Below are 17,685 nucleotides of genomic sequence, written 5' to 3' on the forward strand. Positions count from 1 at the left end.
AACCGGCGGAAATGATTCAGCGCAAAACGCGACGCCTCATTCGAACATCGATTCAGGAAATATGGTTCCATAAATGCCAGTGATATCGCATCATCACTCATGGTGTTTCAAAATGTGTGTAAAGATTCACCTACAAAGGAGCAAGGAAGTTCATACAAATATCGCTGCCCGAATGAGCAAAAAAGTATGGCGACCTGCCTGTCTATTTTTAATAACGGATCAGAAATCGGGTCACGCACACAGGCCCAAAATAATTACCAGCAAAAACAAAACGAGAAAAAGCACCAAAAAGGCGCGCTTTTCAGGGGTTTTCAACTGAGCACGGCATTAAAACCGAGGTTACTGGCGTGGATCGCTGGCGTAGACCACCACCCTTGGACCTGTCGGCAGCTCACGGGGACCGCTCCGATATTCGCTGTCATCACGCTTGCGAGGCGACGAACGGTCTTCAAATGTCTCGATGATGCGCGTCGGTTTGGCGACAGACGGTCGATTTACGTCAGCCAATGCTTCAACTAAATGGCTTTTTGCAGCTGTCTCGCTGGCCGAGGCCGAATGAACCGCTGCATCGGCGCCTGATACCGATGCGATCGCCATGGGCTGAACAGGTTGAGGCGACTGCGGTGAGGTCGCCTGCGCAGGTTGAGCGGTCTGAGGCGTTGTTTCAGCCACTTGAACGGAGGCAGCCGTTGCAGGAACCGGATCACGAGCCGGAACGGATACCGGTGTCTCAACCGGAACTGGCACTGGCGCGCGCGCAGCGACTTGCACAGGCCTGGCTGCACTGACGACAGGCTCACGTATCGGGGCCGGGACTTTCGGCGGTGCCTCGGGGGCAGACGTACGCTCGGCGATTCGCTCTTGCGTACTCTGCAGCGCAGCCGGGATTATCGGAGATTCGCCCGTAATCCGGGTGATGCCTGCTGTCAGCACTTGCCGCTGAGCCTTGGGTATCAGCAGGCGACCGGGCCCATCCAGGGTTTTTTTACGCACGAATGCAGAGTTCAGCCTCAGCAGTTGGCCTTCGTCCACACCTGCGGTGGCCGCAAGCTGGGTGAGATCCACCGAACGATTCAGCTCTACCACATCGAAATAAGGCGTGTTGGCCACGGGTGTCAGCTTTACCCCGTAAGCATCGGGGTCGCGCACCAGCATTGAAAGTGCCAGCAGGCGTGGAACGTAATCCTGAGTTTCCTTGGGCAGTGACAAATGCCAGTAATCAGCGGGTAAACCCCGCCGACGATTGGCTGCGATGGCGCGACTGACCGTACCCTCCCCCGAGTTATAGGCTGCCAGCGCCAGAAGCCAGTCGTTATCGAACTGGTCGTGCAGACGAGTCAGGTAGTCCATGGCCGCCTTGCTTGAGGCGACCACATCACGACGCGCGTCATAAGCGGCACTCTGGTGAAGATTGAAATCCCGCCCCGTGGACGGAATGAACTGCCACAGACCTGCTGCGGCGGCCGACGAGTTGGCCATCGGGTTATACGCGCTTTCGATCATCGGCAGCAGCGCCAGCTCCATCGGCATGCGGCGTTCGTCCAGGCGCTCCACAATGAAGTGCAGATAGGGGCTTGCCCGCTCGCTGGCGCCACGCAAAAAACCTCGATTGCCAAGCAGCCAGTCGCGCTGGCGCTGGATCCGCTCATTGGCCTCCTGGCCCGTGACCAACGTGCAGCGCTCAGCGACGCGACGCCAGACATCGTCGCCGGTGAAGGGCGGCAAATCGCTGACCACGTGCGCCGTACGCGGACTCGGCTCGGGGGCATCTGACCAAAAGTTCAGGCCAGCAACCAACCGTGGCGTGCGTTCCGAATGCGGCTGGGAATAGTCCACCGACTGGCAACCTGCGCACAGCGAACCCAAGGCAAACGTTGCGATCTGGATCGCGCGGGCAAGCGAATGACTGCGCGCAAGTGTGAAGGAGGCTGGCATGAGCGGGATGTCCTGATCGTGTCCTCCTACGTGGCACCTCCCCCGTTTCGGTTCCCTGAACGGGCTTAAACCCAACGCGCAGCTTCAATGCTGAATCATTTCAGCCGCAATAAAGCCCAGGAACCGATTGCCCGATGACGACACTCAGTCACTTAAAGGATTTTTAGTGGACGCAAGCTCTGACGAGCACACATGGAATTAGGGAGTTATGACGTGCTGGCACCCTCGATCAACCGGACGACCGGACACACCGTGCAGCCAGACCCCGCTGCGGCCTCCAGCAGCACCAGCAACCTGAGACAAAGAACTGAACCTGCAACCCAGCGCGCCTCTCATTCGCTGGGCAGCATTGGCAAAAGAATGGCCAAGAGTGTCGGCAAGCTTTTCCAGAAATCAAAGAAACCCACACAGGCCGCTGTCAGCTCTACCTCTACCTCTACCTCGGCCTCGGCCTCGGCCTCGGCCTCGGCATCAAAGAAGCCGTCAGATGAGCAGGCTGCAAGGGATGCAGCGCGTCAGACCCGCAATCCCGGGAGCCGCCTGCAAGGCGCCGATGGACTGAACCGGTCGTTGCAGCGATCAGATCCAACAGATCGACCAGCTGGTGACACCCGCCACTCGAACAGTGAAGCGGAAGAGCCGTCCTCTGAGCAACCTTCGTTGCAGCGCAGTAACGGCGGACGTTTCACCCAGCAGCAAGACACGCTGGTGCGTAACACCCATCCCCCGGCCACCGATACCCTTCACGCGAACAGCGAAGCGGATGAGCCGTCCTCTGAGCAACCTTCTTTGCGCCGCAGTAATGGCGGCCGTTTCACCCGGCAGCAAGACACGCTGATGCGCACCAGCAGACCGTCTCACGAGCCCCTTTCGCAGGACACACAAAACCCGCCCGACAGCGACGCCCGAACCCGCCGTCCCCCCGTCAACCAGAGGCTGGGCAAGGCCCCGCTCTTGCTGGAGCCGAACGAGGCAAGCAGCTCCGGCACTGCCGGCAATGACACCGACCCGCCTCCGTTTGACGAGTCCAGGCTGGTGACTGCCGGTGGACGATTTGAATCACCGCAAGGGGCACTGGGGCAGTCCGATCGCACCTTGACCAGTCGCCTCAGCAATCCGGCCAGCGGAGCGAGCGAACTGCCTCCTCCCCCCGGAGGGCCGACCTTGCAACGTAATAACGGCGGGCGCTTTGCCCAACAGGATGACAATCTGGTTCGCACCACACGACCTCAGGGTTCCGTCACGCTGAACGCAAAAGGCAAGCCCGACTTTTCTACCTTCACCACACCCGGCCTCGCGCCGTTACTGACCGACATCCTCGCCACATCGAAACAGACCTACACCGCCGTTCAGAGCAAACCCGGTGACGAACACCACCTGCTGCTTGAGTCCAGCGGCCATCTTTTGCAGCTGACCCAGAACGAGACCTCTCTGGTGGTGCTGCGCAGCAGCCAGCAGATGAGTCACGTCGCAGAAGGCGCCACATCGCTGGTCACCAGCCGGGCCCCTGCCAATGCGGGTCAGGTGATTCTGACCCAAGAACCGCCACCCAAGGCGGCCATAAGCCATATAACCGGTGTCTACCAGCACCCCGACGTGGGTCGCCTGCGGCTGCACGATGGACAGCTTAATACTTTCGATTCGACAAAGGATCAGTGGAAGGTGGCTGAAAATGGTCAGGAAGTGCCATGCAAATCACTGGCGATTGGAGGTAACGGTGTTATCTACGCCCAGGTAGGAGACACCGTCGGCGCCCTGTCAACCGGGCTGAAATCGACTGCACAAATCAATGACCTGAAGTCCTTTTCAATCGCCTCGGACGGCACCGCCGCCCTGTTGGGGGGTGATGATGCTCAAACCGTGCTGATGGCTGACCTGAAGCCAGACGCCACTGTCCCCATGCGCGCCCGAACGCTCGTGCTGGGCGGCGGTCAGGCGCAGGCGGCAGCTGTCGGGTTAAGCGCTGATCGTTTGTTTGTTGCGGACACACAAGGCCGACTGTATAGCGTACTGCGCAGCGATCTGGCCCGTGATCGGGAGTCAGTGACGCTTGAGCCTGAACAGGACGGTTATCGGATCAATAACCAGCCATTGGGTGGACACAACGTCGTCACTGGGTTTATCAGCGGCGAAAACGGCCGTGTGCATGCCTTGATCAAAAACCGCCAGGGTGAGGTTCATACCCACTCACTCGACGAACAGAATGCATCCCTTGAAAAAGGCTGGAACCTCACTGACGCCCTGGCGCTGGACAAGACCAGCGGACTCAACGGGGCCACAGCACCGGCGCCGGCAGACCGGCTCAACCTTGACCGGTCCGGGCTGGTGGGCCTCAGCGAAGGTCGTGTGCAGCGCTGGGACGCCACGCCACAGTGCTGGAAAGACGCCGGGATCAAAGACGTAGACCGTCTGCAGCGCGGGGCTGACAGTAATGCGTACGCGCTCATGGGCGGCAAACTGCTCAAACTGACCGTCACTCCCGAACATCCCAGCATTGCCTTTGGCCCTCACTCGGCGCTGGCCCAGACGGCTCGATCGACCAAGGTTGAAATAGGCAAGGAAATCGAGGGCCTCGAAGACCGGGTGATCACCGCCTTCGCCATGGTCAACGCCGAGCGATTCGTCGCAGTCGACGACCAGAATGTGCTGACCGCCCATCGCAAGGACGGCAAGCCGATCGAGCTGGATGCGCCCGGTCTGCAGGGCACTGTCAATACCCTGGCACTGGACGAGAAGCACAACCTGTACGCACACACCAGCACCGGCGGGCTTTTTTGCCTGCCCAAAGAAGGCTGGCAGGCCAAGACACTGGGCGAGCAATTGCAAGCCAGATGGACTGAGGTGCCCACGCCCGGCGGCCAGCCCCTCAAAGCCCTTTACAGCAACGATGACAACCTGCTGAGCGCGCAGATCGAGGATGCACCGGATCAGGGGCTGATGCGGCTGAAGAACGGGAAGTGGGAGCCGTTCACCCAGCGTCCCGTGGAAGAGAATGGCTTGAACGATGTGCACAGCCGAATCAAGCGCTCCCAGAAAACCTGGCGCATTCCAGGTACCGGGCTGACGGTCAGACAGGAGGTCAACACCCTTGGACGCGGCGGGATGGAGAAAAGCAAACCCGCCAGTACTCGTGAATTCATAGCGTCCAATATCTGGAAAAGCTCCGGTTTCACGCCTCGCTGGACAAAGAACGTCGGCAACCATCTGCAGCATCGTTACCACGGCCGTGAGGGTTTGAAAGCGCTCTACAAGCAAGAGTCGATCGTGTTCAAGCAACTTGAACTGATCCATGAAACCGCCGGCACAAACCCGACGCCAGGCAATGACCTCAAGGCGCGCATCGCCCGGCTGAACCTCGGACCTGCGGGCGCAACGCTGGTCAAGGAGCTGGAAGCACTGCGCGACGATCTGGAGAAACACAGCACGACTGCACTGACGTCGATCGGCAAAAGTTACGGCACGCTGAAGAATCTCGGCCAGCAGGACGGCGCTCTCAACCAGCTTGGGGAAGTGGCAAAACCGTCAGCGCGTACGGGACTTGGCAAACGCCTGGCCGAGCTTGGCTCGGCGTTGAACTACAAGAGCTCCGGGCATGACCTGATTGCGGAGCTTGAAAACGCACTTGCGAGAGTGGCGCCCTCGGCGGATAACCCGACCGGTAAAATCCTCAAGGAACTGAAGGACAACGGTGTGAAGATATCGCACCAGAAGGCCGACATTCCACTGGGGCAGCGCCGCGATGCCGGCGAGGATCAGGGCTTGACCAAAGCGCGTCTTGCGCTGGACCTGGTGACACTGAAGAAGCTGGGCGACCTGCTGGACCAGGCTGAGCTGCTTACCCCTCAGAGCGATATGTCCGTGATGCAGAAAAGACTGAGTACATTGCGCGATGACGTATACGGTGAGAATCCGATCAAGCTCGCCACCGACATGGGCTTCACTGACAACGCGGCGCTTGAAAGCGCCTACGACTCGGTGAAAACGTTCCTGAAATCGTTCAAGAAGTCCGATCACGCGGTGAGCGTCAACATGCGGGCGGCAACGGGCAGCAAAGATCAGGCTCAGTTGGCCAGCACGTTCAAATCGATGCTCAAGCAACTGGAACATGGCGACGACGAAATCGGCCTGGTGCGTAGCTACGGGCTCAATGTCACCTCGCCATTCGCCATTCTTGCCGACAAGGTCACGGGGCCATGGCCAACCGCCGGGACTACCAGCAACCGCAACTACATCCTCAATGCCGAGCGCGGTGAAGGGGGAATCACTCTGTATCTGATGAGTGAAATGGCAGGCAACCTCAGTGGTGGCGTGGGTGCAGGCAAGGATTACTGGCCTGGGTTTTTCGACGAGAAAAACCCGAGAGGCAGTGTCTACCTCGGCAACAAGCATAACCTGCTCCCCAACCTGCGCCTTGGCGGCGAGTTGACAGCCACCGCAGCCGGCAGTCAGCGTAGCGGCGTGGTCTTTACTGTCGCAGATGAAGACATCGACGGGTTCGTCGATGACCTGTTCGAGGGCAAACTCAACCCGTTGCAGGTGCTCAAGAAAGCCGTGGACCATGAAGCCATCGAGAGTCGTCGGTTCAACTTTGACGTTATCGCAGGCGGTACGGCAGAGTTCCGCGCAGGCTTCGAGCTGTCCGATTCAGGCAGTACACCTTTTTCCGCGGTGGCGCGGCTCGGTGTAGCCGCCAACGTGACCGTCAACCTGCTGACGTACACCGACTACTCTCTGACCCAGAAAAATGACAAGACGGAACTGCGTGAAGGCGGGAAAAACCGTCCGCGCTTCCTCAACACCCTCGCAGTGGGTGCACAGGCCCGCGCTCAGCTCAGCGGCACTCATGCCCATTCAACGCCTGCCTCGGCGCCAGGTACCACACCGGCCACTCAGTCGGCCGCCAATAATCTGGGCACTACCGCTAACCTGACGATCGATCGCAGGACCGTCAAAAGGGTCAAGTTCCGCTACAACGTGGCGACCCCCATGACCCGCAAAAGCGTGGACAAACTGTCCACCAGTCTCGGGGCCGCATTCAAAGACGCTGCCACGACAGCCAGCCTGGCGAAACTGGCCGATCCTCTGGACGAACGTTATGCCGGCAAAACTCCGCAAGCAGCCATCCAGGCTCACCTCGAAGGGCTTTGCGAGCTGTTCGACGGTAAACAGTCGCAAAATGACGACCAATACAAAGCGCTACGTGGCTTGAAGCGGGCCAGGGTTCAAGACGACGCCTCGGCCAAAAACCACAGTGTGCTGGACAATGCGCGCTTCGAGACGAGCAAGACCGATCTCTCTGGCCTGGACAGCGAAAGTATTCTCACCAAGATAATGAGCAGTGTGAGAGAGGCCAGCGCGCCCGGCAACGCAAAAAGGGTTGCCGAACTGATGCGCCAGGATCCCAAACTCAGTGCCCTGATCAAGGCCATGCAGGGCAGCGACGGTACCTTGGCACGCGTACGCCTGGAGCCCAAGGACTCATTGCTTGATGAGATCGATGAAGGCAGTCGCGAGGGCAGCATGACGCAGGGTGATCTGTCTGCCTTGCTGGGTGACCGCAATAAAATGCGCATCAAGCGCCTGGTGGTGTTCCACACGGCTACCCAGTCGGAAGACTTCACCTCCCCGACACCGTTGGTCAGCTACAACAGTGGCGCGACATTGAACATCACCAAAACCCTAGGGCGGATCAACTTCGTTTATGGCGAAGACCAGGATATGCCCATTGGCTATACGTTCGACGGTGAGCTGTCACGGCCGTCCGAAGCGCTGAAAGAGGCGGCGGATCTGCTCAAGCAGCAAGGCTTCGAGCTCAAAAGCTGAAACGCAGACCAAAGAAAAGCGCCGCTTCATGCGGCGCTTTCTTTGATGTTCAAATGGTCAAATCAGCTGCGCAGTTCAGGCGGGGCAAGCCCGCCTAACACTTAGGCCTGCAAGAACGCGCGGGCCTCCCGCGCCTGCGCAATGAAGCCATGCGCTGCGTCGCAAAATTGCGACTCATCCAGTGTCGCCAGTTCGCGCTGGGCACACAGCCTGACGTCACCCTGATCAACTGCAAACCAGCAGCCATGCAAGCGCGCGACGTCGAAATTCAGGCTCAGCAACTGCTGCAGATCGGCAGAGCGCTCCGGACAGCGCCCCACCCGGCAATGAAACACCACCATTTCGCTGTGCTCAGGCAATTCTATCACTGCCGCTTCGTTGTCCTCGCCGTCGTACAGGGCACAAACGCCGTTCTGCACCGTGAGCGACGTGCCCAGCCGGGCGCCAAGGGCGTTGATGAAGCCGGTGAGAGGGCTGAATTGGGTTTTCATCGCTAAAGTCCTTTAGTGAATAACAGTCCGGTCAACCGGGCGCGTACTGCCAGCGACACGCGCCCGGTCGGGTGGTCAACGTGATGACACGGGGCTATTACTTGCCGGTTGGAGCAAGCCCTCTTCCAGCGCCCTCAGCGAAGCGTCGTCAAGTGGGCGAGCGGCAACGGGTCTTTCAGCGTTTGGCACGCTGCGTTGCGGCGGCGTGCGTGGGGTGCGATCTGGCTCAGGCGTCGGCAGCAGACCTTCTTCCATCGCTTGCAGAGCGGCGTCATCCGGTGGGGCGACGGGCGCGGGCCGTTGCGTTCGCGGCGTGAGGGGGGGCGGCGTCGGTGTGATACGGGGCGGCGTTGACGGCGGCACTTGCTCGGAGATTCGTGGAGTCTCGACAGACACGTAGCCCGGCGGTGACTGCACCGAGACCTGAGGCGGCGTCTCGGTCTTGAGCTTGTCACGCAGCGAGGACAGTCCACTCAGGGCGCCGTCCTCCACTGTCCGCAGCATGTCGACGGCGACCTGGGAAGGCAGCTGCAGCGCACCCCTCGCGACGTGGTAAGCGTTTTCCGCGATGCGTGGCAGGCCACGGAATCGGTCCTGCGAAGACGTATGCGGTAGCGACGCCCGGTTTGGGTGACGAATATTGTTGAGGGGGACTTCCGAGCGCTCCAGCATCGGCGTTGCGCCGCCCTCACCTGCGGCCTTGAGGGCCTTGGCCTCGGCTGTTACCGACTGGTTGGCGTAAAGGGTCGACAGATACGTCACAGAGCCCAGTGCTGCCAGCGCCATGTTGCCCACAATTTTGCCGCCACTCAGGGTCCCGCCGGGATTGGCCTTCGAGGTGGCCGGCAGTTCAGCTGTCAGCGCAGAACTCTGGATCCCGGAAACAGCCTTGCTGTAGAACGAGGTGCGCACTCCAGCGTCCAAGGGGTTCAAACCTTTGGCCAGTTCCTCGCCCAACTTCGCTTCTTTTTTGTCCGGGGTGAACACGGGCACGGTACGGCCCTGAGGATCGGTGTAGGTCGCGTTCAACTGGTACAGCGTCTGAGCCGTAGCGGATACCGCTCCGGCAAAGCCGGAGGCAATCGCCCTGGCGGTCACGGTCTGGCCATTGATCTGGTTGAAATCGTTGAGCAACTGGCGAACCGCCTGGCCGCCGCCAAAGCTTGCGTAGGGGATAAACTCGCCCAGCGGATGGGTCGACGAAACCTGGACCTTCTTCTGATCAAGCACTGCGCGCTGCTGGGCAACATAGGCTTTGTCCGCCGCAAGTTCGGCGTCGGGTTTCCTGACCATTCTCCCACCCTCGTTCTTGAACTCGAACGGGTCAGGAATCACCGACTCAGTGTCGACGCCCTTGAGCGGAACCATGTTCAAGCGCTCGTTCAGGCCGGTTGCCTGCAGGCCGGCCTGCATCAGCGGTTTCACCAGATTGGTCACACCTTCATGGGCGATGCCGGCCACCAACCCGACAACCGCAGCTTTCAGCATGCTGGCGTCACTGCTGCTGCCTGGCACTGTGTCCTGCATCTTGTCGTTGGTCGCCGAGCGGATGAACCCCAGGTGGGTCATCGAGGACAGAAACTGCGGGATCGCAGCAGCAACGATTGGCCCTGCTCCTTTCAGTCCGCCTACCGCGTTGCGTTCAGCGTTCAGCTTTTGTGCCTGCGTATCCAGCTGCGTATGGTTGACAACGGACTTGAGCCGTTTGGCTTCCGGGGATTTGGCGAAATCAGTTTGCACATCCTTCAACGTCGCCCGCGCCTCGACCAGCGCTTGCTTGTCGGCCTGCAGTACCGGCCTGGATGCGCTATCGACCTCGCCCGCGAGCGTCGTGTCCAACGCCGCGATCCGTTCATCCAGCGTCGTGATGCTCTGCGTCAGCCCTTGATCAATCGCTTTGCCGGCACGCCCTGCGTACTCGCCAAAAGCGGCCTGACTGACGGCCAGCGTGGTACGGTCAGCTGCCGAGCCTGCCGATGCATCGTGCATGAGCTGAAAGTGCTCCAGCTGATGAGTGACCGATTGTGCGTGGGTCTTGAGTAGCAGCCCGACTGCTGCCTTGTCCGGGCTCGCCCCGGGTCGGGTGAATTGCGCCAGCAACTCGGACACGCCACTGGCGTGAAACTGCTTGAGCGCCAGACTCGGAGACAACCGCTCTGCCAGCAACTCGAAACCGACATGTTCGGCCAGCGGTCTATCCTTGTTGGCGACCTCCAGCATGCTGCCGATCAACACAGCCGCATGCTCGCTGATGACCGGGGACGAGCCCTGGCGCCCCTGCGCCTGCTCGGCCTCAAACTGCGCCAGCCGCTCGGTGTATTGTCTGGCGATGCCCATCTGCCCGGCGCGTGTACCCGGCTCCGGCTCACTGAGCCGCGCCGACTGGTTGGGCGTCAGCGGAGGATTATTGCTGGGCGTGACGGCATTGGGGTGGGCCGAAGAAACCGGTGCAGTCGACTCTTGATGCGCCAGCGCGGCCAGTTGGATTTCGCTGGTTCCACCTACGCGTGAGTTGATCATTGAAACCTCCCCGACGCGGCAAGCGTTTCACGTTGTCCAGCCCTGGGAGCGGGCACTCCGTTCGAGGCATTGGCACCGCCGGCTTTGGTTGAGCCAACAAACCCATGATCACGCCATTCCTTGGCCAGATTGGCGAACGACCTCATCAGCAGCAGAACGCCTTCCGCTGTGGCTCGCTCCAGCCCGACCGAGCCCATCAATAACACACGCCCTGTCTGCGCATTCCAGGAAAAAGCCGGGCTGTGTGCGCCTGCAAACAAGTGAAAGTTGATGTCCATGAGCGCCAGTAACGCCTGGTCGCGATTGCGCTCGGGCAAACCACCCATGTCGCCATAGACAAGCACAGCGCGGCCCTGATCACGGTCCTGGTACTGGAGGGTAAAATCGATGTCACTGATCCTGAAGCTGGCAGATTCGTAAAAACGTTCAGGCGAGGAAATCAGGCTGAGCGCACAGATCTCGTTGATAAGTGCTTTGTATTGCTCAAGGTGGTTGTCCATTGGATGGCCTCTCATTTGGCGGGTGCAACGCCCCCTCCACGGCAGAGCGTATTGCCACTGAGTCGGCACAGCGCCATTTTCGGTTCCTTACGTTCGTCGCCACCGCTGATCAGTAAGTCCTTTCGAAATCGCAGCCGCACCAGGCGAATACGGGAACCCCTTGCGCGCCCGTTGCCACTCACCTCAGGCAAGGTCAATCCAGCGTCTCAATCCGATACGAATCGACGGTGACTCGACGACCCGTTCCTGATGAATTCAGGGCGTTCGACTCGTGGCCCTGTCCTCCAGGAGGTAAGCAACATGAGCATCGGCATTTCATCCCAGCCCTATCAAAGCCCTTCATCTGCTCTGGACTTTTCGGCATTCAACGACGACAAGCCTCAGACCGGCTCGTCGGTCCCGCAGAACACCCAGCAATCGATAGACCCCGGCAGCTTGTTGTTCGCCACAGAAAAACAGCAGAACGTCAGCTTCGGAGAGCCCACCAAACCGGTTAACCCGGTCGACCAGACCAAGACAAGTGACAGCCAGTCCGACCCCGTAAAACTCCTCACGGCGCTGGTGACATCGCTGATTCAGATGCTCATGAAGCTCCTCACGGGCCAAGGCACCAACCCTGCAGACGATCAGTCCAAGGAGCAGGACCCTTTCCAGAATAGCGGTGGTCTGGGTTCAGATCCCGCAGAAAGCGGTGACGACGGTTACTCGACCGATGAAACAGGCGGTGGCGGCGGATACACACCAGACGCAACGGGCGGAACCGGCGGCGGCGAGACACCAGAGACCACAAGCGGCAATGGCGGCGGTACATCCTCTCCAGAGGGCGATGGCAAGGGTGGCTCAGGCAGTACGACCCAGGCAGGCGGTAATTCTGGTGGCACGTCTTCCACCACTGGAGGTACTGGAACCTGCTCGGTGAATGTGCCGACATCGTCGGGCAAAGAACAGATTCTGGACAACACCATCGTGGTCCACGCGGGCGAAACGTTTGACGGCCACAACCAGACCTTCTCGGCCAGCAGCAAGCTGGGTTCGGGGGACCAGAGCGAAGACCAGAAATCGATGTTCGTAGTCGAAGAAGGTGCCACGCTGAAAAACGTGATTCTGGGTAAAGACGAGGCTGACGGGATTCACGTCAAGGCGGCTAATGATAAAGCCGTCAATATCGATAACGTGCACTGGACCGATGTCGGTGAGGACGCACTGACGGTCAAGGGCGAAGGCGGCGCGAAGGTCACCAACCTGAACATCACCAATAGCAGCGCTCAGGGGGCCGATGACAAGATCTTTCAGCTCAACGCCAATACCAATATAAAGATCGATAATTTCAAGGCCGGCAATTTCGGCACGTTCCTGCGTCCCAACGGTGGCAAGCAGTTTGATGAGATGAACATCGAGCTGAATAACGTTGAAGCCAATCACGGGAAATTCGCCTTCGTCAAAGGCGAGGACGAGGGCATGAAGGTAACCACCAGCAACATCAAGCTCGATGACGTGAAACACGCCTACGACAAACTCACCCCTTCCGCCCAACTCAATCAGCTCTGAATCCGGGCGACCCTGATCATTCTGAAAAACAGCAAAAACACAAAGGGCGCCCTCTTCCGAGGGCGCCCTTTGTGCTGACCAGATGCGTTATCTCGACTTATGAATAGTCCGCCCTGAACGGAAATTCGCTGGGCGAGCCGGCCGGTATGCCGCCTTCCTCGATGTCGGGCTCACGGACGTTTCGATGGCGCAACGAGTCGTACGTGCTGCGTAACATCGCCCCGGTCGTCACGATCGCCTCACCGCCCCGGCGCACCCCCTGAGTGGCGAGTCCAGCGGTCTGGGTGGCGAGTTCAGCCGTGTGGCTGGCGACGTAACTCGACACACTGGACGCCGCTGACTTCACCGTGTCCTGCAAAAAGGATTCGGCTTTTTCCATTGCAGGTCCGGTCGCTACCGCAGCAGTGGTCCAGGCGGCAAAGACACCTGCCGAGCCAGCCAGGTTAGTCAATTGACTGACCGCCGCCTTGGCTGCCGGCTGAGAAACATTCCTGGTCGCCAACTCCTGCAGTTTTCCGACCCCCGCAAAGCCACCCGCCAACGCCAGTCCGTTTTGCGTCAGACTGGTAGCAGACACCAGGCTTCTGACTGCCTTGAGCCCGTCGATGGCAATGTCTATAGGCAGGCCTGCGACACGCTTGCCAGCATTGAGCGCAGCGCCGGAATAACTGGCGGATTGTATCGCTTCGTACGCATGCAGCCAGTCGGTCTCTTCATTCAGGTCAGCCTTGGGTTCCTTGTCTTTCAGACCCAGCACAAAGGCTGCCCCTCTGAGGTGATCGCGTTCCTGAACGCTTTGCATGCGGTTGCTGAAGCCCGCATTAGCGGCCAGCCCTCCCAGCGCCGACACAGTGATGTCCACCGCGCCTTGTGCCGTCGGATGGGATGCCAGTGCCGGCGCCAACACGGTGCGAACAGCATTACGTGCGGTGTAAGTCTGCACGCCGATGCCCATGTCCCAGGCTTGCTTCAACACACCTGGCTCATGTCGTTTGACCGAAGCGGCCATCGCCTCATGCAATCGTTCTGTCGGCGCAGTCAGGTAGTGCGCGTTGCCGGTAACACGGTTCATGACGCCAGTACCCACCTGATCCATGACGCCGGACAATGCGCCAGAGACGAACGGTGTCAATGGCTTGAGTGGTGTCGGCAACCAGTCGCCCTTGTTGATCGCAGGCTTCATGTACTGCAGCACCGACGCGGCTGCAAAGGGCATTGCACGCAGCGCGCCCGATGCCGTTGTCGCCAGTCGATCCAGTTTCTGAGCCTTGGCGAACGTGTCCCTGATCATCGCAGGGGTCTGCTCTTTATCGTGCAGGCACCGGGCGCGACTGTCGATCAAGGCATCGATCTGCTGGTTATGCGCATGGGCTGCGCTGTCGTTCCCTGGCAGCTTGTGAGCTGCAAATATGTCATTCAGACATTCGGTGATTGCCCGCACTTCAGCTTCCTCGGCGGGGCTGAGCGACTGCACAGAACTCGAAGCCTGCGACTCATGAGCGGAATGGATTTCAGCTGACTCAACGCTGGAACGCTGAGTCATTTGACCACTGACAGACAACATAAAATTCCCTCTATGTCTTACGGAAGTAGGAGTGGCGAGACGCGCGCAAGGCGCCGCCACCCAAGCGTGCTTGCCTGACGGCAAGGCAAGGGCGTCGATCAAGCGACGAAAGGAGTGGCTGAAGTCATGGACTTTTGCCAGTCGATAAAGATCGACAATGGGTCTGTGGTCCGACTATGCCTCGCGGTTCCAAACTGGCAGCCGTAAGCCTGGAACCGGATGCCGGGCCTGAACCACCCATTGGCTGACGCGCATGAGTGCGTCGCCTTTCAACGCGCAACCCGGAGTCCTTCCGATTAAGCGAGCGTTAAGGCTTATCCCGTAGGTTTGTGTCACGACTTGTTACAACTCAGTAGCGAGCCGTCCATTCACCTCGGGCAGGAGTTTCGCCATGGCCGGTCTTTTTGAAAAAAAATGGAAGTGCTTCAAACGGACGCTGACTTACATCGGCTGGTCGCTGTTGTGGTTATTGCTCTGGGACGTCGCGGTGACGGTCGATGTGATGCTGATCGACGGCAACGGCATCGACTTTCCGCTCATGCCTTTGACGCTGCTGTGCTCGGCGCTGATCGTACTGATCAGTTTTCGTAACACCAGTGCCTACAGCCGGTGGTGGGAAGCACGCACGTTGTGGGGCGCGATGGTCAACAGTTCGCGCAGTTACGGGCGGCAGGTACTGAACTTGATCGACGGCGAGGGTGCGCTACGGCGCAACCCGATCAAGGGCCTGTTGTTTCGACGCCATGTCGCTTATCTGCGTGCCTTGCGAGCGCATCTGAAGGGCGATGTGAGTACGGCGGACCTCGACGGTTTGCTGCCTGCTCACGAGATTGAGAGATCACGTGACAGCAACAACTTCCCCAACGATATCCTCAATGGTTCTGCTGCGTTGCTCGCCGATGAGTTTGCCGAAGGCCGACTCGACAGCATCCGCTTTTCCAGAATCGAGACGACGCTGGTCGACCTCTCGAACTGCCAGGGCGGTATGGAACGGATTGCCAATACACCGCTGCCCTACCCTTACGTGTACTTCCCCCGTCTATTCAGCACGTTGTTCTGCATTGTCATGCCGCTGAGCCTGGTGACGACCATGGGCTGGTTCACTCCTGCTGTGTCCACTGTGGTGGGTTGCATGCTGCTGGCAATGGAACGCATCGGAACAGACCTGCAAGCGCCCTTTGGTAGCAGTCAGCATCGGATACGCATGGATGAACTGTGTCGCAACATCGAAAAAAACCTGTGCTCGATGTACAACGAACCTGAACAGGGCCCGCTGTTGAATTATTCAAGCGGCACCAGCGGTCTGTTATTGCGGGCGATTTGAGCGACCGATACGGGTTTTGAACCGGAACTGGCAGCCTGCCGCTGGAGCAACCCGCAGGAACGCGGATGGCGCACAGCTATCCAAGACCTGGTCAGCACGCTGTCAACGCATCGGGCGTTGTCCGCCACCTGTGCTGATCAAGGAGAACTCGATGACTGCTTCATTCAAGACAGGCGATGCCGTGCGCTGGAACTCCGAGGCCGGCGAGATCCATGGCAAAGTCACCAAGGTGCATGTAAAGGATGTGGAGTTCATGGGCAAACATCGGCCCGCCTCCAAAGACGACCCGCAATATGAGGTCAAGAGCGACAAGACCGGGCACTTGGCGATGCATCACCAAAGTGCCCTCAAGCACGCCTGAGCCCAGACGGAACGAAAAGTGGGCGCTGATCAGCGTCCGTTTTCTTCAGCACAACCGGCTGTCCGCTTGGTTCGTTGAATCAAGCCAATGCCTCTGCTGGGCCGAAGAATTCGTAATGGGTCTGCCCTTGCGGGACGCCCAGCTGGTCAAGTGCGCGTTTCATGAACGCCATGAACGGCTTGGGACCCAGAAAATAGGCGTCTACATTGCGGTCCTTTGGCAACCACTTCTCCAACTGCTCGATAGTTGGACGACCTACAGCATTGGGCAAGGGTGTCGCGCCAGCGATCACATAGTCATGAACCACGAAGGCTTCGAATTTTCGGGGGTAACGCTTGCTCCATTCGCTCAACACACTCTTGAACGCCTGCACGTCGGCGTCGCGCGCGTAGTGGATGAAAATGACTCTTCTGTCGCCCGCCTTGAGCGCTGTCTCGGCCATCGCCAGCGTCGGTGTGATGCCCACTCCACCGCTGATCAACACCAGGGGTTTGCGGCTGTCGATGAGCGTAAAAGCACCGGACGGCGGAAACAGCTTTACGACGCTGCCTGTAGCGATTTGATCGTGCAGATAACGGGAGGCAACCCCCTTGGGTTCGCGTTTGATGCTGATACGGTACTGGCGGCCTGTCGAGGCTGCCGACAACGAGTAGTTTCGACGAATGTCCTGCCCATCCACATCCATACGAATGCCGATGTACTGGCCCGCCTCGTGCGCCACCACGGGCTTGCCGTCCACAGGCTCAAGATAGAAAGAAGTGATCTCGCTGCTTTCCTTTGCCTTGCGAACCACCTTGAATTCCCGCTCGCCGCGCCAGCCACCGGTGGCCGCCGCGGTCTGTGCGTATCGAGCTTCTTCGGCGCCTATCAATAGGTCGGCCAGTTGCCCATAAGCCGCTGCCCACGCAGCAATCACGGCGTCTGTCGCGGTTTCAGCACCCAGCACTTCGCGAATGGCCTGCAACAGGCATTTGCCTACGATGGGGTAATGTTCGGGCAGGATCTGCAGCGCGACGTGCTTGTTGACGATCAGCGCCGCGAGCGGGCCAAGGTTTTCCAGGCGATCGATGTTACGGGCGTAAATCAGCACTGCGTTGGCCAGCGCACGTGGCTGGGCGCCGTTCTCCTGGTGCGTCTGATTGAACAACGGGCGAACTTCGGGATGATCTTTCAGCAAGAGCTTGTAGAAATGAGTGGTCAGGGCCTCGCCGCCTTTCTCCAGAATCGGGACGGTGGCCTTGATGATGTCGGTTTGCGCTGAGGTGAGCATGTGGACTCCATTGCATACAGTTTCGATGTGCAGACCGGAGCAAGCTACGTGCCAGATAAAAACCGCTTATGAATCAATGGCAAGGCGCCAAAAAAAGTCAAAAAGACTTGGTCAAAATGACACCAGCCAGGGAAAACATGTCATATCGACTTGCCAGATGCTGTCAGCTGAAGCAGTCGCCAGGCACGGGTTTTAACTTCAGTGGACATCGGCCGAGACCAAACCCTCTTAATGAATGCAAAGACGAAAATTTCCTGATTCATTTCACTCACATGAGTGTTAAAGGCGTGGATCGATGAAGGTGAATCCGCCACAATGCCCGGCACTTACCCGACCAGTACGGAGCCTT

At 59.1% G+C, this 17,685-nt stretch carries 10 protein-coding genes; 4 read left to right on the forward strand and 6 right to left on the reverse strand.

Going from position 1 to position 17,685, the window contains the following annotated elements:
- Nucleotides 1-339: 339 nt before the first annotated feature.
- The gene (locus KDX37_RS09745) at nt 340-1,935 is read right to left on the reverse strand and encodes a transglycosylase SLT domain-containing protein (protein WP_231652492.1); all 1,596 of its coding nucleotides are present in this window, start codon (nt 1,933-1,935) and stop codon (nt 340-342) included.
- Nucleotides 1,936-2,127: 192 nt separating this feature from the next.
- On the opposite strand from KDX37_RS09745, the gene KDX37_RS09750 reads away from it, so the two are divergent.
- Nucleotides 2,128-7,758, forward strand: a complete 5,631-nt coding sequence (locus KDX37_RS09750; protein ID WP_231652493.1) for an AvrE-family type 3 secretion system effector — start codon at nt 2,128-2,130, stop codon at nt 7,756-7,758.
- A 101-nt stretch (nt 7,759-7,859) separates the two neighbouring features.
- Here KDX37_RS09750 and KDX37_RS09755 read toward each other — a convergent pair whose 3' ends face one another.
- The 3 genes from KDX37_RS09755 to KDX37_RS09765 form a co-directional block, all read right to left on the reverse strand.
- Entirely contained in the window at nt 7,860-8,249 is a 390-nt protein-coding gene (locus KDX37_RS09755; RefSeq protein WP_231652494.1) for a type III secretion system chaperone, read from the reverse strand.
- Nucleotides 8,250-8,324: 75 nt separating this feature from the next.
- The gene (locus KDX37_RS09760) at nt 8,325-10,769 is read right to left on the reverse strand and encodes a restriction endonuclease (protein WP_231652495.1); all 2,445 of its coding nucleotides are present in this window, start codon (nt 10,767-10,769) and stop codon (nt 8,325-8,327) included.
- Nucleotides 10,766-11,269 (reverse strand): CesT family type III secretion system chaperone, encoded by a 504-nt coding sequence (locus KDX37_RS09765; protein ID WP_231652496.1) that lies wholly within the window; start codon nt 11,267-11,269, stop codon nt 10,766-10,768. The genes KDX37_RS09760 and KDX37_RS09765 overlap by 4 nt, the downstream gene beginning before the upstream one ends.
- Nucleotides 11,270-11,569: 300 nt before the next feature.
- Here KDX37_RS09765 and KDX37_RS09770 point away from each other — a divergent pair, with 300 nt between their 5' ends.
- Nucleotides 11,570-12,817: a pectate lyase gene (locus tag KDX37_RS09770; RefSeq protein WP_231652497.1), complete on the forward strand. Its 1,248-nt coding sequence runs from the start codon at nt 11,570-11,572 to the stop codon at nt 12,815-12,817.
- 97 nt (nt 12,818-12,914) lie between these two features.
- Here the strand turns inward: KDX37_RS09770 and KDX37_RS09775 are convergent, their stop codons facing one another.
- Nucleotides 12,915-14,291, reverse strand: coding sequence for a type III effector (locus KDX37_RS09775; RefSeq protein ID WP_231652636.1), 1,377 nt, complete (start codon nt 14,289-14,291; stop codon nt 12,915-12,917).
- A 481-nt stretch (nt 14,292-14,772) separates the two neighbouring features.
- On the opposite strand from KDX37_RS09775, the gene KDX37_RS09780 reads away from it, so the two are divergent.
- Together KDX37_RS09780 and KDX37_RS09785 are read left to right on the forward strand one after the other, a co-directional pair.
- Nucleotides 14,773-15,705 carry a bestrophin family protein gene (locus KDX37_RS09780; RefSeq protein ID WP_231652498.1) on the forward strand — a complete coding sequence of 311 codons (933 nt, stop codon included), beginning with the start codon at nt 14,773-14,775 and terminating at the stop codon, nt 15,703-15,705.
- A 151-nt stretch (nt 15,706-15,856) separates the two neighbouring features.
- Nucleotides 15,857-16,066: a hypervirulence associated TUDOR domain-containing protein gene (locus KDX37_RS09785; RefSeq protein WP_231652499.1), complete on the forward strand. Its 210-nt coding sequence runs from the start codon at nt 15,857-15,859 to the stop codon at nt 16,064-16,066.
- A gap of 79 nt (nt 16,067-16,145) precedes the next feature.
- Here KDX37_RS09785 and hmpA read toward each other — a convergent pair whose 3' ends face one another.
- The gene (hmpA, locus tag KDX37_RS09790) at nt 16,146-17,336 is read right to left on the reverse strand and encodes an NO-inducible flavohemoprotein (protein ID WP_231652500.1); all 1,191 of its coding nucleotides are present in this window, start codon (nt 17,334-17,336) and stop codon (nt 16,146-16,148) included.
- Nucleotides 17,337-17,685 lie beyond the last annotated feature (349 nt).

Source organism: Pseudomonas californiensis (assembly GCF_021147775.1).
In the GTDB taxonomy this organism is placed as follows: domain Bacteria; phylum Pseudomonadota; class Gammaproteobacteria; order Pseudomonadales; family Pseudomonadaceae; genus Aquipseudomonas; species Aquipseudomonas californiensis.